The sequence below is a fragment of the Sphingomonas daechungensis genome, from assembly GCF_039543105.1.
GTDB classification, from domain to species: domain Bacteria; phylum Pseudomonadota; class Alphaproteobacteria; order Sphingomonadales; family Sphingomonadaceae; genus Sphingomicrobium; species Sphingomicrobium daechungense.
In genome coordinates this window covers 760,762-784,471 of sequence record NZ_BAABJC010000001.1, presented here as the reverse complement: position 1 = coordinate 784,471, position 23,710 = coordinate 760,762, and the positions used below count along the sequence as shown (strand labels likewise).

Below are 23,710 nucleotides of genomic sequence, written 5' to 3'. Positions count from 1 at the left end.
TGTCAGGGTCGATCGGGATCACTTGTAGGCCGTGATGTAGGCGTATGAACTCCACCACGACCATTCGTTCTTGGCTGCCAGGCCGGAGACAAACTGCTCCAGCTCGCGCGCACCGGGGATCTTCTCGTAATAGAAGTGACCGTAGAAGTTCCTGATCTCCACACGTGAATAGCCGATGTCCTTGAACATCTTGCGCATCTTTCGCGTATCGCCGTGGCAGGCCGAGTAATAAGCCGGGAACTTGGGCGAAATCTCCCGCCGGGGAGTCAGGAGTTCCAGCAGCTTCGACGAAAGTCGCTCGGGGAAGATCCGATTGATGACGAACGGCGATGCGAAGAGCGTCGGGATCAGGTGGAATGCCGCCCCGCCCGGCTTGAGCACGTTGAAGACGTTGCGGTGCATGGCAATTCCGTCTGCGACATGCTCGGCGAGGAAACGCGAGAAGACGACGTCATACGTGTCCTTGAACGCCGAGGAATCGCCGCTGACGTCGAAGCAGGCCTTTTCGTATTCGGGGCCATTATGGGCAAGCTCGTTTGGATCGATGTCGTTGACCGTGTAAGCGGCAACGTTCTTCGGCATTTCCGCAAGCCGGAAGGAAGGCCAGCGGCCGCCGCCCAGCTCCAGGATATTGGCGTCCGGATACTGGCTGATGAGCGCCATCAGCTCATCCGCATAACCCTGCATCGCGGTCTGCCAGTGTTTACGCGGTTCGATCTTCATTCGGCTTCCTAAACTTTGCGGCGGAGTCTGGACTAGTGCGGCTGCGTGTCAACCAAGGAGAGGCGGGCGTGGACCGCCCGGAGAAGCGCCGTTACGCTTGAATTATGAGGATTCTGTTTGCGCTTCCTGGCCTGCACCGGGTGGATCGTGGCGCCGAAGTTGCGTTCATTTCCGTCGCGTCCGAGCTAGCGGAGCGCGGAGACCAGGTTACACTCATCGGATCCGGTCCTCCACGCGCCAATCAACCGTACAATTACGTGCAGGCGTCACTTATCAATCGGGAGCGGTTCGAGCGATGGCCTCGACTGCCCCTGTTCCGAACCGAAACAGCCTGGGAAGACGCAAGTTTCATCCCCGGCCTTCTAAAAGCGTATGATCCGGCCGATTTCGATGTGACAGCGACCTGTTCCTACCCATTCACGAACTGGGCGTTGCGCGCGGCCGGCGGACGGAACCGGCCCGCGCATGTCTTCGTCACGCAAAACGGGGACTGGCCTGCAGTCTCCAACCGGGCCGAGTATAGATTCTTCGGCTGCGATGGCCTGGTCTGCATCAATCCTGACTATTTCGATCGGAACCGGGAGGCGTATCGGTGCGCGCTGATTCCCAATGGCGTGGACACCAAGCGGTTTCATCCGGGAACGGCAGAGAGGGAAAAGTTTGGACTGCCGACCGATCGCCCGGTCATCCTGATGGTCAGCGCGATGATCGCGAGCAAGAACATCGACAAGGGCGTCGCGGCCATCAGCGCTCTGCCCGATGCACTGCTGATTGTCGCGGGGGACGGTCCCCTACGAGCCGATCTGAAGGCGCTTGCCGATGAACGCTTGCCGGGGCGCTATCGGCAAATCACCGTCCCGTCCGCGGACATGCCCGCCTTGTATCGGAGTGCGGACGCCGTGCTTCACCTCTCGCAGGACGAGTCTTTCGGCAATGTCTATGTCGAGGCTATGGCGTCGGGAGTCCCTATCGTCGCGTACGACTCCCCGCGAACGCGCTGGATTCTCGGCGCCGAAGGATTGCTGGGCGATCCGAACGTGGAGTCATCCATCAAGGAGCAATTGGCGAAGGGTCTCGATCGAAGCGACAAAGATCGGAAAAGATTGGTTGAGCGCGCTTCGCAGTTCGAGTGGTCGGCCATCGCCGGCCAGTATCGCGACTTTTTCTCCGAGGTGATTTCGACGGGTCGCTAATTCGGCGAAGGAACGGGCTCTTCGAGTGGTGGCCGTGGTTCTGCGGGACGCGCCTCTTTCCGCACCGCAGGTGCTTTCGAGCGCGAGGCAAGTCGGATGGCAATGCCGATCGCCACGCCCGTCGTCATGGCGAATGTGTATTGCAGCAGGAACATGATCCACAGCCACTCATAAAGAAGGTGGATCGCGACAATCGTGGTTGCGACCGCGAACCCCAGAAGCAGCTCGCTTTCGAACTCTTTTCGAAACCGGAATGCGGCCCGGTATGTGCCGATCATCGGTCGGAAGAGGACCATCAGGAAGGTGATCAAGCCTAGAAGTCCGGTCTCGGCCCAGACAAGGAGATAGGATTCGTGGACCGAGGTGCCTCGGGTTGCCGACATCCAGCCGACGCCTGCGCGCGCCGAATAGCCGCCCATGTTAGAAACTACGACATATTGGTCGGGTCCCACTCCGAAGGGATGATCGGCGATGATCATCCTGGCCGCGTCCTTCATCGCCTCGCGCTGCGCATCGGAACTCTCGGAATTGTTGGTGGCCTGCCTGTCCTGAATGGCCCCGATCGCAAACGGGCTGACGGCAGCGACCATTAGAGCGCCTGCACCAACGATGCCAAACTTCCAGGTCGTCGATGATTTCATGATCGATACGACGCCGAGAAGCGCCAGCCCGATCGCCGCCAGGCCCATGGTTGCTCGTGAGGCCGTGAGCAGATCGACCACCACTGCGGCGATAAAGGCCGCGAGGGCCCAACCCGTGTCCTTCCGTGCAAGCAGGAGAGCGAAGGCGGGGAAGATCGCGAAGTGAGCCATCATGCCCAGCAGGTTAGGAGAGCTGAACTCCCCGCTCGCCTGTGCGGCGCCGCTGGCGGACTGGCTGATCGCGAACATGGCCTGGAAGATGAGGCCCGCGAAGATTCCCTTCACCATGCTTTCTGGCGCGTCGGCGTACGCGGCAATCCGAATGGCGGCCGCACAGACGAGTGCAACGCGCGCGATCTGCCAGGCGTAGAAGAAGCCCGCCATCTTCACTTCACCCTGGGGGATGGCGATAACGACCGCGGCGAAATAGGCGAGCCAGGGCCAGATCTGCCGAAGCGTCCTCACCTTTGACGTGGTCCCGATCAGGATCGCGATCGCCAGGAAATCGAGCGCCGAGATCTCCATTCCCTTGGGGAATTGGGGCCAGGCCGGCCAGGCGATCGGCGCAACATAGAGATGGAATGTGCCGGTGATGAAGGGGATGATCCCCATCGCGAAGGCGGCCCACTTGGCGTACTTCGCGGGCTGCGTCTTGAGATAGCTCACGACGACAGGGACGAGGCCGGCCCAGATGAGAAGGAGGATGTACTTCAAGTCTGAGCTCTACTCTCGCCTGCTGCCTCTTCGGGCAAGCCTACCACCTCAGACTCCCCAGGGGGAGCCTTCGTTTTGAGCGGGCCGCTTACGAGTTTCCCTGTGACTTGAGGGTCATCTCGCCCTTGCGGATGACGATTTCGTCGACATTTTCCAGGAATGGTTGACCAAGCAGGGAGACGTTGGCGCCCTCAACGACGACCGCCTTTGCATCGGTCTGGTGGATTCCGCCAAGGTCGACCTTGTTCAGCTCCACATATTGGCCGCGCACCATGCCGGATGCGCCCTGACCGATCATCTCGTACTTCTGCGGATCGACCTGAATGCCAACTTTGCGGGCATCCTCCTCCGTGAGAGCAATTTCGCTCGCGCCGGTGTCGACCAGGAAGTGCACGGGTTTTCCGTTGACCTGAGCATCGGCGTAGAAGTGGCGATCGCCGCTGCGCTCCAGGGTCACTTCCAGCGCCGCCGGTACGGCAGCCGTGCGCTCGCTCTTGTTGAGCGGCCAGAACACGCCGAGCGTGGCACCGCCCGCGATCGTCGCGACGAAGAGGACACGCTCGATCATCGTCTAGATCGGTCGCTGGCCGAGGACGTTGCCGGCTTGCGTGTAGCGGCACACCAGTACGTCTTCTTCACGGCCGCGCGCGAGGGCGCAGCCGACGGCTCCGGTCTGCGACCAGATCAGTTGGGTGTAATGGCCGACGTTCTCGACGTCGCCGGAACGGCTGTTGTTCGGGAAGACGCCGGGCTTGTAGTCGCCCTTCTCGGCCGCCCACAGGCCAACCATCGATTCCGGCTGATAGTAATTGACAGTGCCAGCCCAGAGATTCTCGCCCTCGGGTTCCCACCAGGGATCGTCCGGCGAATGCTCGAACTTGCCGCTACGGGCGAGATAGGCTGCCCAGTCGCGCGCCGACCGCGCGAGAGCCGGGTCCCACTGGAGCGGCGGCGCGCCCATGGCGTCGCGCTCACGGTTATGCGCCGCGAGCAGCCGTTCTTCGAAGTTCTGGCGGAAGCCGACGCCTCCCTGCAGCACCGGACTCACGCAGACCAAAGTCAATGCAGCGGCAACCCGGTACCAACGCGAACCAGACATTGAGCATCCTCGAAAGTGCTCGCGTCTTGTCGCAGATGGTGGTCACCAAACAGTTTACGGACGATAATTTACGAAGGTTAGGGGAGAACGCGCAAAATCACTCAGGAATTTCGCTGCTTCGAGCCCCATTCGTGAATGATTACAACCTGATCGCCCTTCGAAGCCTGGTCGAAAAGCTTTTGCGCAAATTCGATCGGAACCCCGATGCAGCCGTGCGTTGCGCGGCCCCATTGGACGTCGCTGCCGTGAATCGACACTCCGTCGCCGGTCAGGCGCAGGGTGTAGGGCATCGGTGCATTGTCGTAAGTGATCGACTTGTGATCACGAATCTTGGCTAGGATCGGGAAGGTACCGTTCGGCGTCTCCTTGTCCTCGGCTCCGTATAGGATCACCGCGGTTCCAATCTCATGCCCGGCCCGGAAAACGGAGATGAGCTGCGACTTCAGGTCAACCCGGATCCACACTGGCCCTTGCGGCACGTTGCGATCGTTCCAGACGAAGTCGCCATAGCGCATCTGCTTCGGGACATTCAGGATCGAGCGGACGTCGCGGTCGAGCACACCCTGCGCCCGGGCCTGAAGAATTTGCGCATCGCTAAGGTAGGTGCGGTTTTTGTCCGACCAGCCGTAGTTTTCCTTTGCCTGCGCCTGGACTGGCGGACGTTCGATGATGCCGCTGGACCAGGCAGCGGCCGCAGCCGTGGCCAAACCCGCGAGCGCGAGTGCAACGACCATGATCCTTTTCATGAGCTTATGCCGAAGCGATAGCCGTCGTCGTGCGGCGCCGCCGACGGATCATCATGCCCGTAAGTCCGAAGCCAAGAAGCATGGTTGCCCAGGTGCCGGGTTCCGGAACGGCGGGCGGCGGGTTCTCAGGCGGCGGATTCTCAGGCGGCGGGTTTTCGGGTGGAGTTTCGGGTGTCCCCGGCGTTCCCGGAGTTCCGCCACCGCCACCGGGCGGGTTCGGTACCAGAATTCCACCGCCGCCGCCGGGAACACCCGGCGTGAGCAGAAGTGGCCCGATGGAGCTGAGCGGTGCGCTGGTCGGTACGTCGGCGACGGTCGGAACCGGCGGTGCGATCGCGGCCACGAATTCCTTGGGAAGCTCGGGCTGGGCGACCTTGGGAAGTGCGCGCTGCCTTGGCGCGGCAACTGCTGCATGCATCTTGGTCTTCGTGAGCTCAGCCTTGGTGCGGTCGCCCGGCGAGCGTTCGCTCATCATGGCCAGGAAGCTCTTGGCGCTGTCGAGTCCGGGAACGTCGCTCGAGTCGAGCAGGCCCATGCGCGCCATGATTCCGAGCGGCGTGCCCGCGACGAATGCGAGGACGGCGGCGCTAGCGAGAATCGTGCGGTTTCGACGCTTCGTCATGCGCTTGGCGCGACGTGCACGACCGCTTGCATTCAAGCGGCGCCCCGAGCGCGAAGACAATATTGCTGAACGCATCTGAAACCCTAACGAAAGGAGCCAGCAACCGGTAAGCGATGCACTCGACCCTGAGGACAACCATTAACACAATTTTAAGGTTCCGAATCAATCCAAGAGTTTAATTTGTCCCGAAAAAATACAGAAGTGTGCCGCAGCAACACAGTTACAGCTGCTGGAATGCTGGACGTCACTCTCAAGGGCGATATTTCTTAAGCATGGAAACTCGCGTTCAGCCCGTCATCCTCGCCGGAGGTTCGGGGACTCGGCTATGGCCAATCTCTACGCCCGCCCGGCCCAAGCATCTGCTGGAGATCGTCGGGCAGGGGACCATGCTGGAGCAGACCCTGGACCGTGTGGGCGACAGACGGTTGTTTGCCGAGCCTCTGATCGTAGGCGCCCAATCGCAGGCAGACGAAGTCGGCCTCATCGCGCCGGGTGTCAGCCTTATCCTGGAACCTTGTCCGCGAGGTTCGGCGGCAGCCGTCGCGTTCGCGGCGCTCGCAAGCGATCCTGCCGCGATCCTGCTGGTGCTTCCGAGCGACCATCGTGTGGGTGACCCGAAGCCGCTGCTCGATGCGGTTCGCAAGGCGCTGCCCGCCGCGGACTCCGGCCGCCTCGTCACCTTCGGGATCCGGCCACGAGGGGCGGAGACCGGCTACGGCTATATCTCTGCGGGCGAACCGCTCAGCGAGGGCGTCCTGGCTGTAGACGCATTCGTCGAAAAGCCATCGAAGGACATTGCCGCCGGACTGGTCCAGTCGGGAAGCGCCTTCTGGAATTCCGGCATGTTCCTGTTTCGCGCCGACGCTTTTCTGACAGAACTCGATCGCTACGCTCCGGAAATCGCTTTGGCCTCCCGAGCCGCGATGGATCTCGCGCGGAGTGACGATGGACGGATTGCTCCCGACGAGAGCGCGCTTGCCGACTGCCCATCAACATCGATCGACTATGCGGTGATGGAGCATTCGGACCGCATTGCGGTCGTGCCGCTCGACCTTGACTGGTCCGACGTCGGCAGCTGGGCGGCGGTCTACGAACTGGAACCGAAGGACGCGGACGGAAATGTCGTCGATTCCCGCTCGAGCGCGATCGACAGCGCGGGCTGCTTGCTGAAATCGACCGGACCGCAGATCGTGGTCATCGGCGGACAGCAGCTCATGGTGATCGCTACCGCCGATCATGTCCTGGTTGCGCCGATCAGCGACGCGCAACGCGTCCGCGAAGCCGCGGAGCTGGCGAAGGCGAGATCGGGGGACTAGCGTTCGGCAAGCCGGTAGCGAAACACCGGTGCGGGGGAGGGAAGGATGCTGCTTTCGACCATCGATACGGTCGTCGTCGTTGCTTATGGCATCTTCATCTTCGGCCTCGCCCAATGGGTCAGCCGCGAAAAGGCGGGCCATGAGAAGGACACATCCGATTATTTCCTAGCCTCCAAGGCACTGCCATGGTGGGCGATCGGCGCCTCGCTGATCGCGGCAAACATCTCCGCGGAGCAGATCGTGGGAATGTCGGGTTCGGGCTATGCGCTGGGCCTCGCCATTGCCTCGTACGAGTGGATGGCGGCGCTGACCCTGCTCATTGTCGGGAAGTATTTCCTGCCGATCTTCCTGAAGAACAGGATCTACACGATGCCCCAATTCCTGGAGCATCGGTACGGCAAGGTCCTGCCTGTCATCATGGCCCTGTTCTGGCTGGCGCTGTACATTTTCGTGAACCTCACTTCGATCATTTGGCTGGGCTCGATCGCGGTCCACAAGGTCGCTGGCATCGACCAGGACGTTGCACTGTTCGCGCTTGGCGCCTTCGCCTTGCTTTACCAATTGTACGGGGGGCTCAAGGCAGTGGCGCTGACCGACATCGTGCAGGTCACCCTGCTCGTGCTCGGGGGTCTAGTGGTGTCGTATTTGACCCTCAATCAGATCGGGAATGGCGAAGGTGCCATTGCCGGCTTTGCGGCCCTGACCCAGAAGGTGCCAGGTCACTTCAACATGATCCTCGAGCCCGACCACCCGTTCTTCAAGGATTTGCCGGGCATCGCCGTTCTCGTCGGCGGCATGTGGATCGCCAACCTCAGCTACTGGGGCTTCAACCAATACATCATCCAGCGAGCCCTCGCTGCGAAGAACCTTGGCGAAGCGCAAAAGGGCGTCGTCTTCGCGGCCTATCTGAAGCTGCTGATGCCGGTGATTATCGTGCTGCCGGGGATCGCCGCGGTCGTGCTCGCGCCGGATCTTGCAAAGCCGGACGAAGCCTATCCGACCATGATGCGCCTGCTGCCGCCAGGCCTGCTCGGTCTGGTCTTCGCGGCCCTCATCGCGGCCGTGATCGCGTCCACGGCGTCCAAGATCAATTCGATCGCCACGATCTTCACGCTCGATCTCTACGCCAAGTTTCGCGGTGAGCGGACCCGCGCTGAAGACGGCTCGGGTGAGAGCCGTTCCGAAGAGAAGCACCTAGTCCTTGTCGGGCGTTCGGTTGCGGTCATTGCAGTCGTGATTGCGCTGTTCACCGCCCGGCCCCTGCTCGGGAATTCCGATCAGGCGTTCCAGTTCATTCAGGAATTCTCAGGCTTCTTCACGCCCGGGGTCACGGTCATTTTCCTGCTCGGACTGTTCTGGAGGAAGGCGACGGAGCTGGGCGCAATTGTCGCCGCGGTTGCTTCGGTCGCGCTGTCCTACGTGTTCAAGGTTGTGATGCCCGACTTCCCCTTCATGAATCGGATGGGGCTGGTGTTCCTCATCAGCCTGGCGCTGGCCGTGGTTATCTCGCTGGCCCAGCGATCCCGGCCGAGCGCCAATGCTATCACCATGGAGGGTGTAACATTTCGTACGCCAGCGGCCTTCAACCTCGCCAGCGTGGGCGTCATCCTGATTCTCTTCGCTTTGTATGCGACGTGGTGGTGACGTCTCTCGCCGCAAGGCTGCTTTAGTCTCGGCTGAAGGGAAACGCTGGATGCCCCGTGTGGATTCGAACCACAATTGACGGAGTCAGAGTCCGTAGTCTTACCATTAGACGACGGGGCAATGCCGGCAGGCGGGCGAGATAGAAAGCGCCCTCCCGACTGTCAACGCTGGTGGCCCTAACCTTGCCCTTCATCGCGATTGCCGGTTAAATGCGACCCAAGTCAGCCGTCTTTATGCAGGCGGTGCAGGATAGAAACGGTCGTTGTCATGGCGCAGAATGTCGCCAGCGCACCGGCTCCATCGCTTCGGCAGGAGCCGGCATCGAGTAAATCGCCGGAGCGGCGATCCCCTCCATTTCGTCATACGTATGGCGCCGTCGATCTGGGCACCAACAATTGCCGCCTCCTCATTGCGCGCCCGTTCGACGGCGGATTCACGGTCGTCGATGCCTTTTCGCGCATTGTGCGTCTGGGGGAGGGCCTGTCGCATTCAGGTGCCCTGTCGGACGCCGCGATGGACCGGGCGGTTGGGGCCCTCGCGATCTGTGCCGACAAGCTTCGCCGCCGGAACGTCTCTCTGTCGCGATCCGTCGCCACGGAAGCTTGCCGGCGAGCCCGGAACGGCGAGGCCTTCGTCGAGCGGGTGAAGCGGGAGACGGGAATCGTTCTGGACATCATCGAACCGCAGGAGGAAGCCCGCCTCGCGGTCCTGGGCTGCCACAAGCTGCTGGAGCCCGGCGATGGGCCGGCGCTGATTTTCGACATTGGCGGCGGATCGACCGAGTTGGTGCTTGTTGACCAGGATGCAGGAGCGCCCAAGATCCGCAGCTGGTGGAGCGCTCCCTGGGGCGTGGTTTCGCTGACGGAGAGCGAAGGAAAGGTCGCGCTGGAAGGGCCCGACCGCCTGAAAGCCTATAGGCGCATGCGCGAGCGGGCGCGCCGCGCCTTTGCGAGCTTCGCGTCCACACTGCCGAGCGATGCGCCTGGAATTCGCCTGCTCGGCACGAGTGGGACAGTCACGACACTCGCAAGCGTGCACCTCGCCTTACCGGCTTACGACCGCCGTGCCGTCGATGGCCTCCATGTACCGGTCAATGCGATGCAGCGGATCAGCACGATGATTGCCGAGATGGGGCACGAGGAGCGCGCGGCGCTGCCATGCATCGGGCGGGATCGGGCGGACCTGGTCGTTGCGGGTTGCGCAATCCTCGAGGCGATCGTCGAAATCTGGCCCGCCAAGACCCTCGGGGTTGCCGATCGGGGAATTCGCGAGGGCATCCTGCGTTCGCTTATGGCGCGCGACGGCCACGCCTTGTGAAGCGCATCCGCACCGCAAAGGGGCGAAAACCGTCGTCGACGCGATGGCTCGAGCGCCAGCTGAACGATCCCTACGTCCGGCGGGCCAAGGCGGAAAACTACCGCAGCCGCGCCGCATTCAAGCTCATAGAACTGGATGAGCGGTTCCGCTTGCTGAAGGGCGTGAAAGCGGTCGTGGACCTCGGAATCGCACCAGGCGGATGGAGCCAGGTCGTGCGCCGCAAGGTTCCTCAGAGCGCTGTGGTTGGGATCGACCTTCTTCCGACTGATCCGATCGACGGCGTCACCATCCTGCAGATGGACTTCATGAACGATGATGCACCCGACCGGCTGAAAGAGGCGCTCGGCGGCGATGCGGACCTCGTCCTTTCCGACATGGCAGCGAATACTGTTGGCCATCAGCAGACCGATCACCTGCGGACGATGGCGCTTGTCGAAGCCGGTCTCCTATTCGCGACCGAAGTTCTTCGGCCGGGCGGTACCTATGTTGCCAAGGTCCTTGCCGGCGGTGCAGACAATCAGCTGGTCGCCGAAATGAAGCGGCACTTCGCGACGGTGAAGCACGCCAAGCCGCCCGCCAGCCGGAAGGATTCCTCGGAATGGTATGTGATCGCGCAGGGCTTCAAAGGTCGTGAGAGCGACAAAGGCTCGGGTTGGGCGGGTCCGGCAGAAGGGCCTTAAGCACTCACTGATCGAAGCGGCGAGCGAGCTGGGTCCTGGCGTCGTCACCGGTGCGGCCGACGACGATCCAAGCGGCATCGCCACCTACTCTCAGGCAGGTGCGCAGTTCGGCTACGGCCTGCTATGGACGATGATCCTGACCTACCCGCTAATGACCGCCGTCCAACTGGTCAGCGGGCACATCGGTCGGGTGACTGGCGCAGGACTTGCGAAAAACCTCGCTGACACCTTTCCGCGAAGCGTCGTGACGGTCCTCGTTGCGATCCTGCTGATCGCCAACATCATGAACATCGGGGCGGATCTGTCCGCCATGGCCGCGGCGACGGAGCTGGTCATCGGCGGCCGAACCCGCGTGTTCGTCTTCCTCTTCGCGTTGCTGAGCGTCGCCCTGCAGCTGTTCGTGCCCTACCATCAATATGCGAGAGTCCTGAAATGGCTGACGCTGAGCCTGTTTGCCTATGTCGGCGTGCTGTTGCTGGTCGAGGTCGATTGGACGGCAGCGTTCTGGGGCATGATTTGGCCGACCGATATCGGACCCGGCGCGATCGCCACCGTCGTTGCCGTGTTGGGAACGACGATCAGTCCTTATCTTTTCTTCTGGCAAAGCTCGCAGGAGGCCGAAGATCTTGCCGACTCCGGTCAGAGGCCTTTGAAGCAAGATCCGCGCGGAGCATCGGCCCAGTTCAGGCGGATCCGTTTCGACACTTTTGTCGGGATGGCCTTTTCGAACCTGATTGCCTTGGCGATCATGATCGCCTCGGCGGCGACGCTTCACCAGCAAGGCATCACGCAGATCAATACGGCGGCGCAGGCGGCCGAGGCACTGCGGCCGATTGCGGGACAGTTCGCCTTCGCCATGTTCGCGCTCGGGATCATCGGAACGGGATTGCTTGCAGTGCCGGTGTTGGCCGGGTCCGCTGCCTTCGCGGTGAGTGAAACGCGAGGATGGAAGGGAGGGCTTGAATACAAGCCGCAGCAGGCCGCGCGGTTCTACGCGATCATCGTCGCGGCCACGGCCGCTGGCGTCTTGCTCGACTGGGGCAACGTCAATCCGATCCGGGCCTTGGTCTGGAGCGCGATCCTGAACGGGGTTGCGGCGGTGCCCCTGATGGCCGCGATGATGGTGATCGCTAGTCGCCGCAAGGAAATGGGACGGTTTGTCGCCGCTCCAATGGTGTTGGTGTTCGGCTGGGCAGCCACCGCGGTCATGGCGATTGCAACGATACTCTTTTTCGCATCGTTGATCTGAGCCAGCTCAGGAGCTTTTGCGAGCGTCCTCGACCGCCTTCTTCAGGGCGTCGTAGCCGACGGCGCCGCTGAGCACGCGGTCACCAACGATGAACAGAGGTGTTCCCGTCGCACCGAGTTGACTGGCGAGCGAGAAGTTCTTCCTGAGTTCGGCCTCGATTGCCGGGTCGTCGAGGGACTTGGGATCGACCTGCGCCGTGCGCGCGGCCGCAGTATTTGTCTCGGGGGCCGGTCTGCCCGCCGCGTAGAGCGCGTCATGGAACTGCTGGAAGCGTCCGGCCTTCGATGCCGCGAGGGAAAGGCGAGCGGCTGCAACGCTGTTGTCGCCGAGGATCGGAAGCTCGCGATAGACAACGCGAAGGTCCGGGTTCTCACGAACGAGCTGATCGACGTGCGGGTTGCTCGCTTTGCAATATGGGCACGCGTAGTCGTAGAATTCGACGAGCGTGACCTTCGGCTTGCTCGAACCCTTCCAGGAGGACGCGAAGGGCGTCTCGATCAGGCCTCGCGAAGCGTCCAGCGTTGGCTTGTACTGCGCGTCGCGAAGGGCATCGGATGCCTCGACGAGGATATGAGGATCGTTGAGCATGCCCTGCCGGACGATTCGTCCGCTCAGATACTGAGGTGCCGCGAAGAGCAACACGGCCGCGGTCAGCACCGATCCGACCACACCCCCCGCAATCGCCGCCCCAAACGACGATCCCTTACTCTCTGTCACGACCTTTTTTGTCCTTCTTGAGCGCGGTCCTCGAGACCATGGCGATATCCTGGGCGCGAAGATAGTCCGGAGTTCCAACCGGAATCCCGCGCATCGCCGTCTCCGCGCTCGCGAGCGCCATCTTGGGATCGCCCTCCAGATTGTTCCGTTCGGCGGTCGCAAGCGCGGCCCGGGACTCGTCGCCTTCCTGGCCGTAGATCATGCCGAGCTGGTACCAGGCGAAGGGGTTCTCATTGTCTACGGCAACCGCGGCCTTGAGAATGGTCTTCGCCTCGGCGTAATTCTTGGGATCCTCTGTCGAGATCAGCGCGTGGCCGAGCATCGACGCGATCAGGGGCGCGTTGTGCGTCTTTTCCGTCGCCTCGCGAAGGGGAGCGATAGCATCGGCCGGGCGCCCGGACTCCAGGAGGATCTGGCCCTTGAGCTCGAGGAAGTAGGGGTCGTGCGCATCGGCCTTGAGCAGGGCGTCGGCTTCGGACAGCGCTTTATCGGGATAGGCGGTAAGGTGATACGCATAGGCACGGGCGTAATGCGCCGGCACCGACTGGTCCGTTTCCGGATATTTGCTGACAGCCTGTCGTGGATCGAGGAAGCCCGTAAGCTTCGCCTTCACCCGCTGGAAGCGCGCTTCAAGCTTCGGATCGGTCGGCGCATTCCAGGCGGGATCCTTCTTGAAGAGGTCCGTCAGCATGGCGATGCGCTCGCTGGAAAGCGGGTGGGTGCGGTCGTAGCTATCGGTCGCGTAGATCGCGAGACGGTACTCCTGGTTCTGTAGCTTCTTGAAGAAGTCGAGACCGCCCTTGCCGCTAATGCCGGCCTTATGCAGGTAGCTGGCGCCGGCAAGGTCGGCGCTGGTTTCCTGGGCGCGGGTGAAGGCGAGGAACTGGCCGAGCGCCGCCCGCTGGCCCATCATCATCAGGCCCATGCCCGCTTCGCCGGCGCCCGCCGCAATCGCGATCGCGCCAAGTACCATTGTCGCAAGCGTGATGCCGGTCGCCTGCTTCATCCCTTCGCCCATGCGGATGGCGTGGCCGCCGGCAACGTGGCCGAGCTCGTGCGCGATGACGAACTGGACCTGGTTGACGTTGTCGGCGCGGGTCAGCAGCCCGGAATTGACGTAGACGTTCTGGCTGCCGGCGACGAAAGCATTGATCTCGTCATCGTTGAGCAGGATGACCTTGACGCTCTTGTTGCTGAGGTTCGCGGCCTCAACCAGCGGCTTCGCGATGTCCGCGAACAGCGCCTCGGTCTCCGTGTCCCGCAGGATCGAAGGGCCGGAATCCTCGCTTTGGGCGGCGGCCGGCCTTGCCGTGGCAAGGCCGAGCACGAGCGCCATCATCAGCAATCGCACGAAGCGGGAGAGCGCCGAGCTCATGCGTCGCCCATCCCACCCGCGATCTGAACGCCCGATGAAAATCCGGCGCTCAACGGCTTAACCGAAAGTGCGCTGCCACCAGCCACGGCGAGGACCGTCGCCCGTGCCGTCGTCCGCTTCGTCATTATCGGCGGTGGGAATGGCGGCGTCGGCTTCGGCTTCGACGACTGGTGCCTCCTTCGCCTTCTTGGCACGAGACTTTCGTGCCGGTTTGGCGGTCTTCTCCTCCTCCGCGGCAGCCTCAACCGGCGTCTCGGCTGCAGTTTCAACGGGAGTGGGTTCGGCTGCCTGCTCGGCAGTCTCGTCCACCTTGGCCTTCGCTCGCGAGCGGCGCTTCTTGGGCTGCGGTTCAGGCGGAGTTTCGACCTCGGTGATCGGTGCTTCGTCCTCGACCGGCGTTTCGATCATCGGCGAGCTGTCCGCCTCGACCTCCGCTCCGACCTCAGACGGAGTATCCTCGTGACCTCCACCGCGCTTGCCGCGACGGCGTCGCCGCTTCCGATCACCCGAAGGCGTCTCTTCAGCCTCTGCTTGTTCGGCAGGCTCGGCATCCGCCGCTTCGCTCGGCTCGGCGTCATCTTCGGATTCGCTGGCGTCGGACGGGCCTTCGCCCTCTTCGCGACGGCCGCGACCACGGCCACCCCGGCGGCGGCGGCGGCGGCGGCGGCCAGGCCGATCGTCCTGACGCTCCGCTTCGGGCTCATCCTCCTCGGATTCGTCCTCTTCGTCCTCGTCGAGAGCCTCGACCTCTTCGAGATCTTCTTCGATCGGGGTGGGTTCGGGGCGGCGCTGCACGACTGGCCGCGGGCCGGAGCTTTCGACGCTCATGCGAGCGCCTTCAAAGCTCTCGTCGATGACGACTTCGATCGAGACGCCATAGCGGGCCTCGATGTCGGCCAGCTCGCTCCGCTTCTTGTTGAGAAGGTAGATCGCTGCTTCGCGCCCGGCGCGGAGGAGAATCTTCTCGCCACGGCCACGAGCCGCCTCGTCCTCGATCATGCGAAGAGCAGACAGGCCCGCCGATGAAGCCGTGCGCATCAGGCCCGTGCCTTCACAGTGCGGGCAGGGCTTGGTCGAAGCTTCAAGCACGCCGGTGCGCAGGCGCTGGCGGCTCATCTCCATCAAGCCGAAGCTGGAGATGCGGCCGACCTGGATGCGTGCGCGGTCGTTCTTGAGCGCCTCCTTCATCGCCTTCTCGACCTTACGAACATGGCTGTTCTGCTCCATGTCGATGAAATCGATGACGACGAGGCCGGCCATGTCGCGCAGGCGAAGCTGGCGGGCAATCTCGTTCGCCGCTTCCAGGTTCGTCGCGAACGCCGTCTGCTCGATGTTGTGCTCGCGGGTCGACCGGCCGGAATTGATGTCGATCGAAACCAGCGCCTCGGTCGGGTTGATGACCAGGTAGCCGCCCGACTTCAGCTGGACGACCGGCTGATACATCGCCGACAGCTGATCCTCGACGCCGTGCCGCTGGAACAAGGGCGTGGCTTCGGAGTGAAGCGCGACGCGGCGCACGTGGCTCGGCATCAACAGCTTCATGAAGCCCCGGGCGGCCTTGAAGCCGTCCTCGCCCTCGACGATCACATCGCTGATGTCTCGATGGTAGAGGTCGCGGATTGCGCGCTTGATGAGGTCGCTGTCGCGATAGATCAGGGCGGGCGCGCTGCTCTTCAGCGTCCGCTCGCGGATCTCGTCCCACAGCCGGGCGAGATAGTCGAAGTCGCGCTTGATCTCGGTCTTCGTGCGCGAAAGCCCGGCGGTACGGACGATCAGACCCATGCTCTTCGGCAGGTTGAGATCCGACATGATCGACTTCAGCCGCTTACGGTCGGCGCCGTTCGAGATCTTCCGGCTGATGCCGCCGCCGTGCGACGTGTTGGGCATCAGCACGCAGTAGCGACCGGCGAGGCTGAGGTAGGTGGTGAGGGCGGCACCCTTGTTGCCGCGCTCTTCCTTGACGACCTGAACGAGCAGCACCTGGCGGCGCTGAATGACGTCCTGGATCTTGTAGCGGCGGCGAAGCGCCTGACGCTTCTTGCGAAGTTCGTCGGCGGCGCTTTCATCCACCGGCGAACGGTTGGAGCCGGTTCCGGCCTCCACTGTCGTCGGCCCGTCCTCGTCGCCGTTCGATTCTTCGGCTTCTTCGGGACGATCGTCCGTGCCGTCATCGTCGTGATGGCCGTCGATCGGCTCCAGATCGTCCGCGGCGGCGCGCAGGCGCTCTTCCTCCGCGGCGTGCTCGGCTTCCTCACGAAGCAGGGCTTCGCGGTCGGCCTTGGGAATCTGGTAGTAGTCGGGATGGATTTCGCTGAAGGCGAGGAAGCCGTGACGGTTTCCGCCGTAGTCGACGAAGGCCGCCTGAAGCGACGGCTCGACCCTGGTAACCTTGGCTAGATAGACGTTCCCTTTGAGCTGCTTGTGCTCAGCGGACTCGAAATCAAATTCCTCGATGCGGTTTCCGGTAACGACCGCGACCCGGGTCTCCTCCGGGTGGCGCGCGTCGATTAGCATGCGCGTGGACATTGAAAATTCTCCGGGCGCGCGGGCCGCTCCTCGTTGGGCGGGCGCGCGCAATTGAAAAGGCCATTCCGGTCGGGTGTCGGCCGACGGTCATGGCGAACTGATGTATTGTTGCCTCTGCTGCACTGGCCATCCCGGAATCTTGTGCGGGAGACGCGACCTGCCGCTCATCATGGAGCAGGCAAGGGGCGTTTCTTGGCATCATTGCAGCGTCAACCTGTGAAGCCGCATCCTTTGCAAGGAGCGGCGCTGAATCCTTTGCCGCATTAAGGGGCTCAGGATTAATACCGGTTAGCATCACCGGACGAGGGCCGCAACAGTCCCCCCAGGGCTGCAACGACTGAAATTCAGCACGAATTGCGCGTTAACCATGTTCCGGCAATAGAGTGGCCCGATGGCATCGAGGTCCTTCCGAGCGCGAGCAATTGCGGGAGCGGCGATCAGTATCGCGGGGCTAGCCCTCGTTGTGGCCGCGCTGAGCTCGAGTCACGGATTTTTCTCCCGCAAAGGGGCTCCCGCCAGCGACGAGAAAGCGCTGATCGGTGAGGCCCGCGGCGGCACGGTTCGCGTGGAGCTGGGATCGGCGGTCGGCGACATAAAGTTGACGGAGGCAAGCTCTCCTGGCCGGCCGATCGTCGTGCTCGACCCTGGGCACGGCGGCCGCGATCCGGGAGCCAAGGGGGCTTCTGGGTCCACCAACGAGAAAGATCTCACTTTGCTGTTCGCGCGCGAACTGCGCGACGAGCTTGCCGAACGTGGGCGCGTTCGCGTGGCGATGACGCGCGACGACGACCGCTATCTGACTCTGGATCAACGGGCCGAACTTGCACGTCGTCTCGGCGCAAGCGTCTACCTATCGCTTCACATCGACAGTGCGCCGAACCCGCTGGCGCGCGGTGCGACGGTTTATTCGCTCTCGGATGTCGCCTCCGATGCCGAGGCGGCGCGACTGGCAATGAAGGAAAACAGCGACGACGGACTGACCAGCGAACCTGATGGATCCGTGCGCGGAATTCTTTCAGACTTGGCGCTGCGCGAGCAAATGAATTCTTCCGCGTCGCTGGCAGAGCGGCTCGTTCGGAAGTCGGCCGGACGGTATCAGCTTCGCCCCGAGCCGCACCGGTTCGCCGACTTCCGGGTCCTTCGCCACGCGGAGGTGCCCGCAGTTCTGTTCGAGGCGGGATACATCAGCAATGTCGATGATGAGGCGATGCTCCTCCAGCCCGAGAAGCGCGCTCAGATCGTCCTGGCTTTGGCGCAGGCGATCGAAGCCGACGTCGCCTCGCGCATCGTTCGTTAGCCTGCAGTCTTTCGGCTGACCGCGGGAGGCGCTAGAGGCTTGCATCACATGCGTGTCGAAAGTCTCAGTGCTCTCTCGTCCCAGCTTCCGGACCTCGTAGCCTTCAATCAAAGGATTCGAGACCGCATCGACCCGTGGCTGGCGCGGAAGTGGGTTCGACGGCTGGGCTACGTTCTTCTCGGCGGCTTCGTCCTGTTTTCAGCGATGTGGCTCTATTTCGCGAGCGGGCTGCCGTCTTCGGATAAGCTGCTGGCCTATCAGCCATCATTGCCAACGAACGTCCGGGGCTATGACGGAACTCCGGTGCAGACGTTCGCGCGTGAGCGGCGGGTTGAGCTGTCGTACGACGAATATCCGCCGATGGTCGTCAACGCCTTCATCTCGGCCGAGGACAAAACCTTCTTCAGCCACGGCGGCATCGACTATCCTGGGCTTGTCGGTGCGGTGTTCGACTTCACCACCAAGACCGCGACGGGCGGGGGCCGCGCCCGCGGCGGCTCCACGATCACCCAACAGGTCGCGAAATATCTTCTCCAGGACAGCAGCTATTCCATCGGACGCAAGGCCAAGGAGGCGATCCTCGCATTCCGCCTGGAATCGACGCTGTCGAAGCAGCAGATCCTCGAGATCTACCTGAACTCGATCTTCCTCGGCCGGAATGCCTATGGGATCCAGGCGGCCAGCCGCGCCTATTTCGACAAGGACGTGAACGAGCTGACCCTTCCGGAGGCCGCCTACCTCGCGGTGCTTCCGAAGGCACCGTCCAACTACGATCCGGTGCGGGCGACTCAGAAAGCCCTGGACCGGCGCAATTACGTCCTGCGCGAGATGTTCCGGAACGGGTACATAACCGAGGCGCAATGGAAATCCGCCGCGGCGACTCCACTCGGAACCATCCGCTACGGCAGCAACGAGAAGTTCCGGCAACAGGGCGGCTACTTCATGGAAGAAGTACGCCGGACGCTGCTGAAGAATTATGGCGACAACGCCAATGACGGCCCGAACAGCGTCTACGCCGGCGGCCTTTGGGTGCGGACGTCGATGAACCCCGTCATGCAGGACGCGGCGGCCAACGCGCTTCGCGAAGGCCTGGCCCGCTTCGACGGCGGGCGCGGGTGGCGCGATCTTGGTCTTAGCGTCGACTTGAGCGGCGATTGGGCTGGCCAGCTCGATCGGGCGCCGGTGGGCACGGGATTTGCGGACTGGAAGAAGGCCGTGGTGCTGTCCAAGGATTCGGCGCAGGCGACCATCGGCTTTACTAATGGATCGACGGGATCGCTGCCCCGGTCAGTTGCCGACATGCCGAAGCGAGGCGGCGGCGGGACGGCGTTCGAGAACCTCCGTCCCGGCATGATCATCATCGTGAAGCAGCTCGGCACCAACAGCTATGCGCTTCGGTCTATTCCGGAAGTCGGTGGCGGATTCCTGGCTGAAGAAGTGCGCACGGGACGAGTCCTGGCCATGCAGGGCGGGTTCGACGTGATCGGGTCCAGCTACAACCGTGCGACGCAGGCGCTTCGGCAGCCGGGTTCCGCGTTCAAGCCCATCGTCTACGAAGCGGCACTCGAGAACGGGATGAGCCCGGCCTCGATCATCATGGATGCGCCGTTCTGCACGTCGCAGGGACCTGGCCTGCCGCAGAAATGCTTCGTCAACTTCGACCGCCGCTATGCGGGGCCCAAGACGATGCGCTGGGGCGTCGAGCAGTCGCGCAACCTGATGACCGTCCGCGCCGCGTCTCAGACCGGCATGCCGAAAGTCACGGCGAATGCTCGGAAGCTGGGGGTCGGCGACTTCCCCAACTATCTTTCGATCTCGCTTGGTGCCGGCGAGACCACGGTCGCCAAGCTGGTCAACGCCTACGCGATCCTCGCCAACCAGGGGCGAGCGGTGAAGCCGACGCTGATCGACTATGTGCAGGATCGTACTGGCAAGGTGATCTATCGCACCGACAATCGCTGTGCGGTGATGGGGAATTGCAATGCCGCCGAGTGGGACGGAAAGGCGATGCCACGGCCGCCGTCGAGAGACAGGCAGGTCCTCGAACCAATGGCCGCGTTCCAGATGGTCCACATCATGGAGGGCGTCGTCGAACGCGGTACAGCGACGGTCCTTCGCGATCTTAATCGGCCGATGTTCGGCAAGACGGGGACCACGTCCGGTCCAACCAACGTCTGGTTCGTCGGCGGGACGCCCGAAGTGGTCGGCGGGGTCTACCTTGGTTACGATCAGCCGCGGCCAATGGGTCATAGTGCGCAGGGCGGACGCATTGCCGCTCCGATCTTCAAGCAGTTTGCCGAGGTCGCTTTCAAGGACATGCCGAAGGTGCCGTTCGTGGCGCCGAACGGAATTCGCTGGGTTCGCATCGATCGGGCTACGGGCCGCCGTGTCTTCGGCGTTTTTCCGGTTCAGGAAGATCCCAAGTCGGCGGTGATCTGGGAGGCTTTCCAGCCGCAGACCGAGCCGCGGCGCTTCTATCGGCGCTCTCACGGCGCGCCTGAAGGATCCGAGGAGGGTGAAGAGAACGATCCGTCCCAGATCGCGGATTCCGACCGCCGTCCGCGCGTCATTCGGGCGCAGTCGAAGCGCCCCTCGACAGCCCCGCCTGCCGAGGCGGCCTTGCAAAATCAGGCTACCTTCAACTAGCTCCGCTCCAACTTAAGCGTTTTCACGAAAGCAGTTCACCATGCGCGCCGAAGCGCAGGCTCACGCCGACCAGATCAATGCCGCTCTCGCGCTCTTGCGCAGGTTCCTCGATTGGGACCGCGCGCTGAAGCGCCTCGACGAGCTCAACGCCAAGGTTGAGGATTCCGCGCTTTGGGACGACCCCAAGGCCGCGCAGGACGTCATGCGGGAGCGTCGCAGGCTGGAAGAGGCGATCAACGCGACCCGTTCGATCGAGCGCGAGCTAGCCGACACCACCGAACTGTTGGAGCTTGCGGAAGCCGAGGGCGACGCTGCGCTGGCAGACGATGCCGTCCGCAGCCTTGGCGACCTTGCGGAGCGTGCCGAGCGCGACAAGGTCGCAGCGCTGTTGGCCGGTGAGGCTGATGCCAACAGCAGCTATGTCGAAGTCAACGCCGGCGCCGGCGGAACCGAGAGCCAGGACTGGGCCGAGATGCTTCTGCGCATGTACACGCGCTGGGGCGAGCGGCACGGCTACAAGGTCGAGATGATCGATCACCATTCAGGCGAGCAGGCCGGGATCAAGTCGGCAACGATTCTCGTGAAGGGCGAAAACGCTTACGGCAACCTCAAGGTTGAGAGCGGCGTGCATCGCCTGGTGCGGATCAGCCCCTACGATTCCAACGCAAGGCGCCACACCAGCTTCTCGAGCGTCTGGGTTTATCCGGAGGTCGATGACGACATCGAAATCGACGTGAACGAGTCCGACTTGCGCATCGATACCTACCGAGCGTCGGGAGCCGGAGGCCAGCACGTCAATACGACTGACAGCGCGGTCCGAATTACGCACATCCCGACGGGCATTGTGGTTGCTTGCCAGAACGAGCGCTCCCAGCACAAGAACCGCGCGTCGGCGATGAAGCAGCTCAAGGCCCGGCTGTACGAGGCCGAGCTTCAGAAACGCGAGGCGGAGGCCAGCGCAGCCAATGCCTCGAAGACCGACATCGGTTGGGGCCACCAGATCCGCAGCTACGTGCTGCAGCCGTACCAGCTGGTGAAGGATCTTCGCACCGGTGTGACCTCGACCGCTCCGGGCGACGTGCTCGACGGCGATCTCGACCGGTTCATGGCAGCAGCCCTGTCGCAACGCGTGACCGGAGAGCGCGTCGAGGTTGAGGATGTCGACTAGGGCAATCTTCGCACTTATTCTTGTCACTGCCGCTGGAGCATGCCGCCAGGCGTCACAACAGCCGCAATTTCCGAATGCGCACCGGGAAGTCGCGCCGATCGTCAATGATTCCTTCTCGACCGAGGATGCTCGCGATCGGGTAGGCGAGGCAGAACAGGTGATAAGCCTCGCGGGAATCCAGGCTGGAATGTCGGTCGCCGACATTGGAGCAGGCGAGGGCTATTACACCGTCCGCCTGGCCCCCGTCGTCGGCCCCAAGGGCCGGGTTCTCGCCGAGGACATCGTTCCCGATGTCGAAGACCGGCTGGCACAGCGCGTCCATCGCGAGAATCTTGATAACGTGGCAGTGAAGCTGGGAGAGCCCGACGATCCCATGCTGCCGTCGAAGTCGTTCGACCGCATTTTCATGGTCCACATGTATCATGAGGTTCAGTCGCCCTACGCATTCCTTTGGCATATGCGGGAAGCGTTGAAGCCGGATGGCCAGGTGATCGTCGTGGATGCGAACCGCCCGACCAAGCGGCATGGCATCGAGCCGAGGCTTCTCGAGTGCGAGTTTGCAGCGGTCGGACTGAAGCTGGTGAACACCGTCCCCATTTCAGAGGGCGAGAATTACTTCGCGGCCTTCCGCATCGCCGCACCTCGCCCGGCGCCCGACCAGATCAAGGCGTGCGCATCCTAAAAGTAGCAATTCATTAGGGATACTCTGTCAGACCTGCGCTCGCCCAAGGCGGAGGCGCGTAGTGGAATTTTTGCAGAATGTTGCGGGGAGCACCATCCTCGTCATGTTCCTGCTCGCGACGTGCGTCGCGATTGAATATCTTGGGCCGATCGAGCGCTATTCCCTGCGCGATCGGTTGCCCGGCATCATCATCAATTGTGTCGGCGGGGCCCTCACGTTCGCGCTGATCTGGCCCGTCAAATGGGTCTGGAGCGCGATGGGCGTGGCGCCGTTCATCACCATCCCCCTATGGGACTGGCTCGAGCCTCTCGGGGACGCTGGGCTTGCCGTTCAGGCGGCCGTCCTCGTCGTGGTCGCGGACTTCCTTGCCTACTGGCGTCACCGAGCCGAGCACTCCTGGTTCTGGCGTGTTCATGTCGTGCATCACGCACCTCGTGAATTGCACGCCGCCAACAGTATCGGACATCCGATCCAGGCGCTTTTCAGCTTCGCGTTCATCGCCGTTCCGATGAGCTTGATTCAAATTTCCGGCCCGACGATTCCGTTTGTGGTGGGAGCCGTCGTCTCGCTGCTGGCACTGTACATTCACTCGCCGACTGCCGTGAATTTCGGTGCTGCGAGGAGGATTGTGGTGGATAACCGGTTTCATCGAATCCACCACTCTCTCGAAGAGCGCCACTTCGACAAGAACTTCGGCATTTGCTTCAGCATCTGGGATTACATGTTCGGCACCGCGTACGAACCCGGTGAAGAGTGGCCGGAGGTCGGCGTGGCCGGCGTGCGGTCACCGATGACCCTGACTGACTATTTGAAGCTGCCGTTCCTGCCTGAAGCGTCAGGGAGCAGCGCCGAGAGCGATCCTAAAGGTATCCCAGCGACCGAAAGCTGATCGAGCGTTCGCCGGCAAAGATCAGATGATCGAGAACCTGGCAGTCGAGCGCTGACGCCGCCGCGGCCAGGCGTCTCGTGGACAGGCAATCCATTCGGCTTGGCGTCGGGTCGCCGCTCGGATGATTATGGGCCAGCAGGAGGCCTGAGCTTTGCTGAAGCAGCGCGTCGGCGATGATGGCGCGGATCGGCAAGTCTGCCTCGCCTTCGATGCCATCGTGCCGAGTCAGGTGAATGCAATTGAGTTCGCTGTCCACATGCGCAATCCACAGACACTCTCGAGCAGGATCGGACTCCGCGAAGCATCCGGCGAAAAGCGCCTGAGCCGCCTCGGGTCCGTCCAGCTTGAGAGGCTGTTCGGCACGCTGATAGCGCATCTGGACTAGCTATGCGGGTAGCCAGGCCGGTTCGACTCCAACCGCGTCCCTCTCGGACCGAGTTTTATCCACAAGGGATGATTGCGCGGT

At 62.7% G+C, this 23,710-nt stretch carries 21 protein-coding genes and 1 tRNA gene; 11 read left to right on the top strand and 11 right to left on the bottom strand.

The genetic code is table 11. The features are described from left to right. Positions 1 to 18: 18 nt before the first annotated feature. The gene (locus tag ABD928_RS04090) at positions 19 to 723 is read right to left on the bottom strand and encodes a class I SAM-dependent methyltransferase (RefSeq protein ID WP_345166340.1); all 705 of its coding nucleotides are present in this window, start codon (positions 721 to 723) and stop codon (positions 19 to 21) included. Positions 724 to 827: 104 nt separating this feature from the next. Between ABD928_RS04090 and ABD928_RS04085 the strand changes: the two genes are divergently transcribed. Beyond that, positions 828 to 1,916, top strand: a complete 1,089-nt coding sequence (locus ABD928_RS04085; protein ID WP_187714534.1) for a glycosyltransferase family 4 protein — start codon at positions 828 to 830, stop codon at positions 1,914 to 1,916. Here the strand turns inward: ABD928_RS04085 and ABD928_RS04080 are convergent. From ABD928_RS04080 to ABD928_RS04060, 5 genes are all read right to left on the bottom strand, one after another. After that, positions 1,913 to 3,271, bottom strand: coding sequence for an O-antigen ligase family protein (locus ABD928_RS04080; RefSeq protein ID WP_345166335.1), 1,359 nt, complete (start codon positions 3,269 to 3,271; stop codon positions 1,913 to 1,915). The genes ABD928_RS04085 and ABD928_RS04080 overlap by 4 nt on opposite strands. A gap of 88 nt (positions 3,272 to 3,359) precedes the next feature. Continuing rightward, positions 3,360 to 3,839: a retropepsin-like aspartic protease family protein gene (locus ABD928_RS04075; RefSeq protein ID WP_187714532.1), complete on the bottom strand. Its 480-nt coding sequence runs from the start codon at positions 3,837 to 3,839 to the stop codon at positions 3,360 to 3,362. 3 nt (positions 3,840 to 3,842) lie between these two features. Continuing rightward, entirely contained in the window at positions 3,843 to 4,370 is a 528-nt protein-coding gene (locus tag ABD928_RS04070) for a CAP domain-containing protein (protein ID WP_187714531.1), read from the bottom strand. A 101-nt stretch (positions 4,371 to 4,471) separates the two neighbouring features. Then, positions 4,472 to 5,116 (bottom strand): L,D-transpeptidase family protein, encoded by a 645-nt coding sequence (locus tag ABD928_RS04065; protein ID WP_223276298.1) that lies wholly within the window; start codon positions 5,114 to 5,116, stop codon positions 4,472 to 4,474. A gap of 4 nt (positions 5,117 to 5,120) precedes the next feature. Next, a complete protein-coding gene (locus ABD928_RS04060) occupies positions 5,121 to 5,738 on the bottom strand; it encodes a PEPxxWA-CTERM sorting domain-containing protein (RefSeq protein ID WP_187714529.1) in 618 nt (205 codons plus the stop codon). Positions 5,739 to 6,010: 272 nt separating this feature from the next. Between ABD928_RS04060 and ABD928_RS04055 the strand changes: the two genes are divergently transcribed. Both ABD928_RS04055 and ABD928_RS04050 read left to right on the top strand, forming a co-directional pair. After that, on the top strand, positions 6,011 to 7,054 hold the full coding sequence (locus ABD928_RS04055; RefSeq protein ID WP_345166327.1) for a mannose-1-phosphate guanylyltransferase: 1,044 nt from the start codon (positions 6,011 to 6,013) through the stop codon (positions 7,052 to 7,054). A gap of 45 nt (positions 7,055 to 7,099) precedes the next feature. Further along, positions 7,100 to 8,698, top strand: a complete 1,599-nt coding sequence (locus ABD928_RS04050; protein WP_345166324.1) for a sodium/sugar symporter — start codon at positions 7,100 to 7,102, stop codon at positions 8,696 to 8,698. A gap of 46 nt (positions 8,699 to 8,744) precedes the next feature. On the opposite strand, the gene ABD928_RS04045 is transcribed toward ABD928_RS04050, so the two are convergent. Next, a tRNA-Gln gene (locus ABD928_RS04045) sits at positions 8,745 to 8,818 on the bottom strand. 147 nt (positions 8,819 to 8,965) lie between these two features. Between ABD928_RS04045 and ABD928_RS04040 the strand changes: the two genes are divergently transcribed. Genes ABD928_RS04040 through ABD928_RS04030 form a run of 3 tightly spaced genes read left to right on the top strand, consistent with a single transcriptional unit; the run spans position 8,966 to position 11,944 of the window. Next, the gene (locus ABD928_RS04040; protein WP_345166321.1) at positions 8,966 to 10,015 is read left to right on the top strand and encodes a Ppx/GppA phosphatase family protein; all 1,050 of its coding nucleotides are present in this window, start codon (positions 8,966 to 8,968) and stop codon (positions 10,013 to 10,015) included. Next, a complete protein-coding gene (locus tag ABD928_RS04035; protein WP_187714527.1) occupies positions 10,012 to 10,695 on the top strand; it encodes an RlmE family RNA methyltransferase in 684 nt (227 codons plus the stop codon). The genes ABD928_RS04040 and ABD928_RS04035 overlap by 4 nt, the downstream gene beginning before the upstream one ends. Beyond that, entirely contained in the window at positions 10,646 to 11,944 is a 1,299-nt protein-coding gene (locus ABD928_RS04030) for an NRAMP family divalent metal transporter (RefSeq protein ID WP_345166318.1), read from the top strand. Before ABD928_RS04035 ends, ABD928_RS04030 begins: the two co-directional genes overlap by 50 nt. A 6-nt stretch (positions 11,945 to 11,950) precedes the next feature. Here the strand turns inward: ABD928_RS04030 and ABD928_RS04025 are convergent, their stop codons facing one another. From ABD928_RS04025 to ABD928_RS04015, 3 genes are read right to left on the bottom strand one after another with little or no spacing between them, the layout of a single operon-like run. After that, entirely contained in the window at positions 11,951 to 12,661 is a 711-nt protein-coding gene (locus ABD928_RS04025) for a DsbA family protein (RefSeq protein ID WP_345166315.1), read from the bottom strand. Next, positions 12,648 to 14,036: a M48 family metalloprotease gene (locus tag ABD928_RS04020; RefSeq protein WP_345166311.1), complete on the bottom strand. Its 1,389-nt coding sequence runs from the start codon at positions 14,034 to 14,036 to the stop codon at positions 12,648 to 12,650. The genes ABD928_RS04025 and ABD928_RS04020 overlap by 14 nt, the downstream gene beginning before the upstream one ends. Positions 14,037 to 14,093: 57 nt before the next feature. Continuing rightward, positions 14,094 to 16,550 (bottom strand): Rne/Rng family ribonuclease, encoded by a 2,457-nt coding sequence (locus ABD928_RS04015; RefSeq protein WP_345166308.1) that lies wholly within the window; start codon positions 16,548 to 16,550, stop codon positions 14,094 to 14,096. A gap of 403 nt (positions 16,551 to 16,953) precedes the next feature. Here ABD928_RS04015 and ABD928_RS04010 point away from each other — a divergent pair, with 403 nt between their 5' ends. The 5 genes from ABD928_RS04010 (at position 16,954) to ABD928_RS03990 (ending at position 23,244) form a co-directional block, all read left to right on the top strand. After that, positions 16,954 to 17,859 (top strand): N-acetylmuramoyl-L-alanine amidase family protein, encoded by a 906-nt coding sequence (locus tag ABD928_RS04010; protein WP_345166305.1) that lies wholly within the window; start codon positions 16,954 to 16,956, stop codon positions 17,857 to 17,859. Positions 17,860 to 17,907: 48 nt separating this feature from the next. Further along, positions 17,908 to 20,505, top strand: coding sequence for a penicillin-binding protein 1A (locus ABD928_RS04005; RefSeq protein ID WP_425569666.1), 2,598 nt, complete (start codon positions 17,908 to 17,910; stop codon positions 20,503 to 20,505). Positions 20,506 to 20,545: 40 nt separating this feature from the next. Next, entirely contained in the window at positions 20,546 to 21,673 is a 1,128-nt protein-coding gene (gene prfB, locus ABD928_RS04000; RefSeq protein WP_187714523.1) for a peptide chain release factor 2, read from the top strand. Further along, the gene (locus tag ABD928_RS03995) at positions 21,663 to 22,355 is read left to right on the top strand and encodes a methyltransferase domain-containing protein (RefSeq protein ID WP_345166301.1); all 693 of its coding nucleotides are present in this window, start codon (positions 21,663 to 21,665) and stop codon (positions 22,353 to 22,355) included. Before prfB ends, ABD928_RS03995 begins: the two co-directional genes overlap by 11 nt. A 103-nt stretch (positions 22,356 to 22,458) precedes the next feature. Beyond that, a complete protein-coding gene (locus tag ABD928_RS03990) occupies positions 22,459 to 23,244 on the top strand; it encodes a sterol desaturase family protein (RefSeq protein ID WP_345166298.1) in 786 nt (261 codons plus the stop codon). Here ABD928_RS03990 and ABD928_RS03985 read toward each other — a convergent pair. Then, complete coding sequence (locus ABD928_RS03985; RefSeq protein WP_187714520.1) at positions 23,216 to 23,620, bottom strand: JAB domain-containing protein; 405 nt, start codon at positions 23,618 to 23,620, stop codon at positions 23,216 to 23,218. The genes ABD928_RS03990 and ABD928_RS03985 overlap by 29 nt on opposite strands. Between the last annotated feature and the right edge of the window lie 90 nt (positions 23,621 to 23,710).

Coding starts and splice junctions, on each gene's coding strand:
- ABD928_RS04090 (WP_345166340.1), bottom strand. CDS start 723: ATGAAGATCGAACCGCGTAAACACTGGCAGACCGCGATGCAGGGTTAT.
- ABD928_RS04085 (WP_187714534.1), top strand. CDS start 828: ATGAGGATTCTGTTTGCGCTTCCTGGCCTGCACCGGGTGGATCGTGGC.
- ABD928_RS04075 (WP_187714532.1), bottom strand. CDS start 3,839: ATGATCGAGCGTGTCCTCTTCGTCGCGACGATCGCGGGCGGTGCCACG.
- ABD928_RS04070 (WP_187714531.1), bottom strand. CDS start 4,370: ATGTCTGGTTCGCGTTGGTACCGGGTTGCCGCTGCATTGACTTTGGTC.
- ABD928_RS04065 (WP_223276298.1), bottom strand. CDS start 5,116: ATGAAAAGGATCATGGTCGTTGCACTCGCGCTCGCGGGTTTGGCCACG.
- ABD928_RS04060 (WP_187714529.1), bottom strand. CDS start 5,738: ATGACGAAGCGTCGAAACCGCACGATTCTCGCTAGCGCCGCCGTCCTC.
- ABD928_RS04055 (WP_345166327.1), top strand. CDS start 6,011: ATGGAAACTCGCGTTCAGCCCGTCATCCTCGCCGGAGGTTCGGGGACT.
- ABD928_RS04050 (WP_345166324.1), top strand. CDS start 7,100: ATGCTGCTTTCGACCATCGATACGGTCGTCGTCGTTGCTTATGGCATC.
- ABD928_RS04040 (WP_345166321.1), top strand. CDS start 8,966: ATGGCGCAGAATGTCGCCAGCGCACCGGCTCCATCGCTTCGGCAGGAG.
- ABD928_RS04020 (WP_345166311.1), bottom strand. CDS start 14,036: ATGAGCTCGGCGCTCTCCCGCTTCGTGCGATTGCTGATGATGGCGCTC.
- ABD928_RS04015 (WP_345166308.1), bottom strand. CDS start 16,550: ATGCTAATCGACGCGCGCCACCCGGAGGAGACCCGGGTCGCGGTCGTT.
- ABD928_RS04010 (WP_345166305.1), top strand. CDS start 16,954: ATGGCATCGAGGTCCTTCCGAGCGCGAGCAATTGCGGGAGCGGCGATC.
- ABD928_RS04005 (WP_425569666.1), top strand. CDS start 17,908: ATGCGTGTCGAAAGTCTCAGTGCTCTCTCGTCCCAGCTTCCGGACCTC.
- prfB (WP_187714523.1), top strand. CDS start 20,546: ATGCGCGCCGAAGCGCAGGCTCACGCCGACCAGATCAATGCCGCTCTC.
- ABD928_RS03995 (WP_345166301.1), top strand. CDS start 21,663: ATGTCGACTAGGGCAATCTTCGCACTTATTCTTGTCACTGCCGCTGGA.
- ABD928_RS03990 (WP_345166298.1), top strand. CDS start 22,459: ATGTTCCTGCTCGCGACGTGCGTCGCGATTGAATATCTTGGGCCGATC.
- ABD928_RS03985 (WP_187714520.1), bottom strand. CDS start 23,620: ATGCGCTATCAGCGTGCCGAACAGCCTCTCAAGCTGGACGGACCCGAG.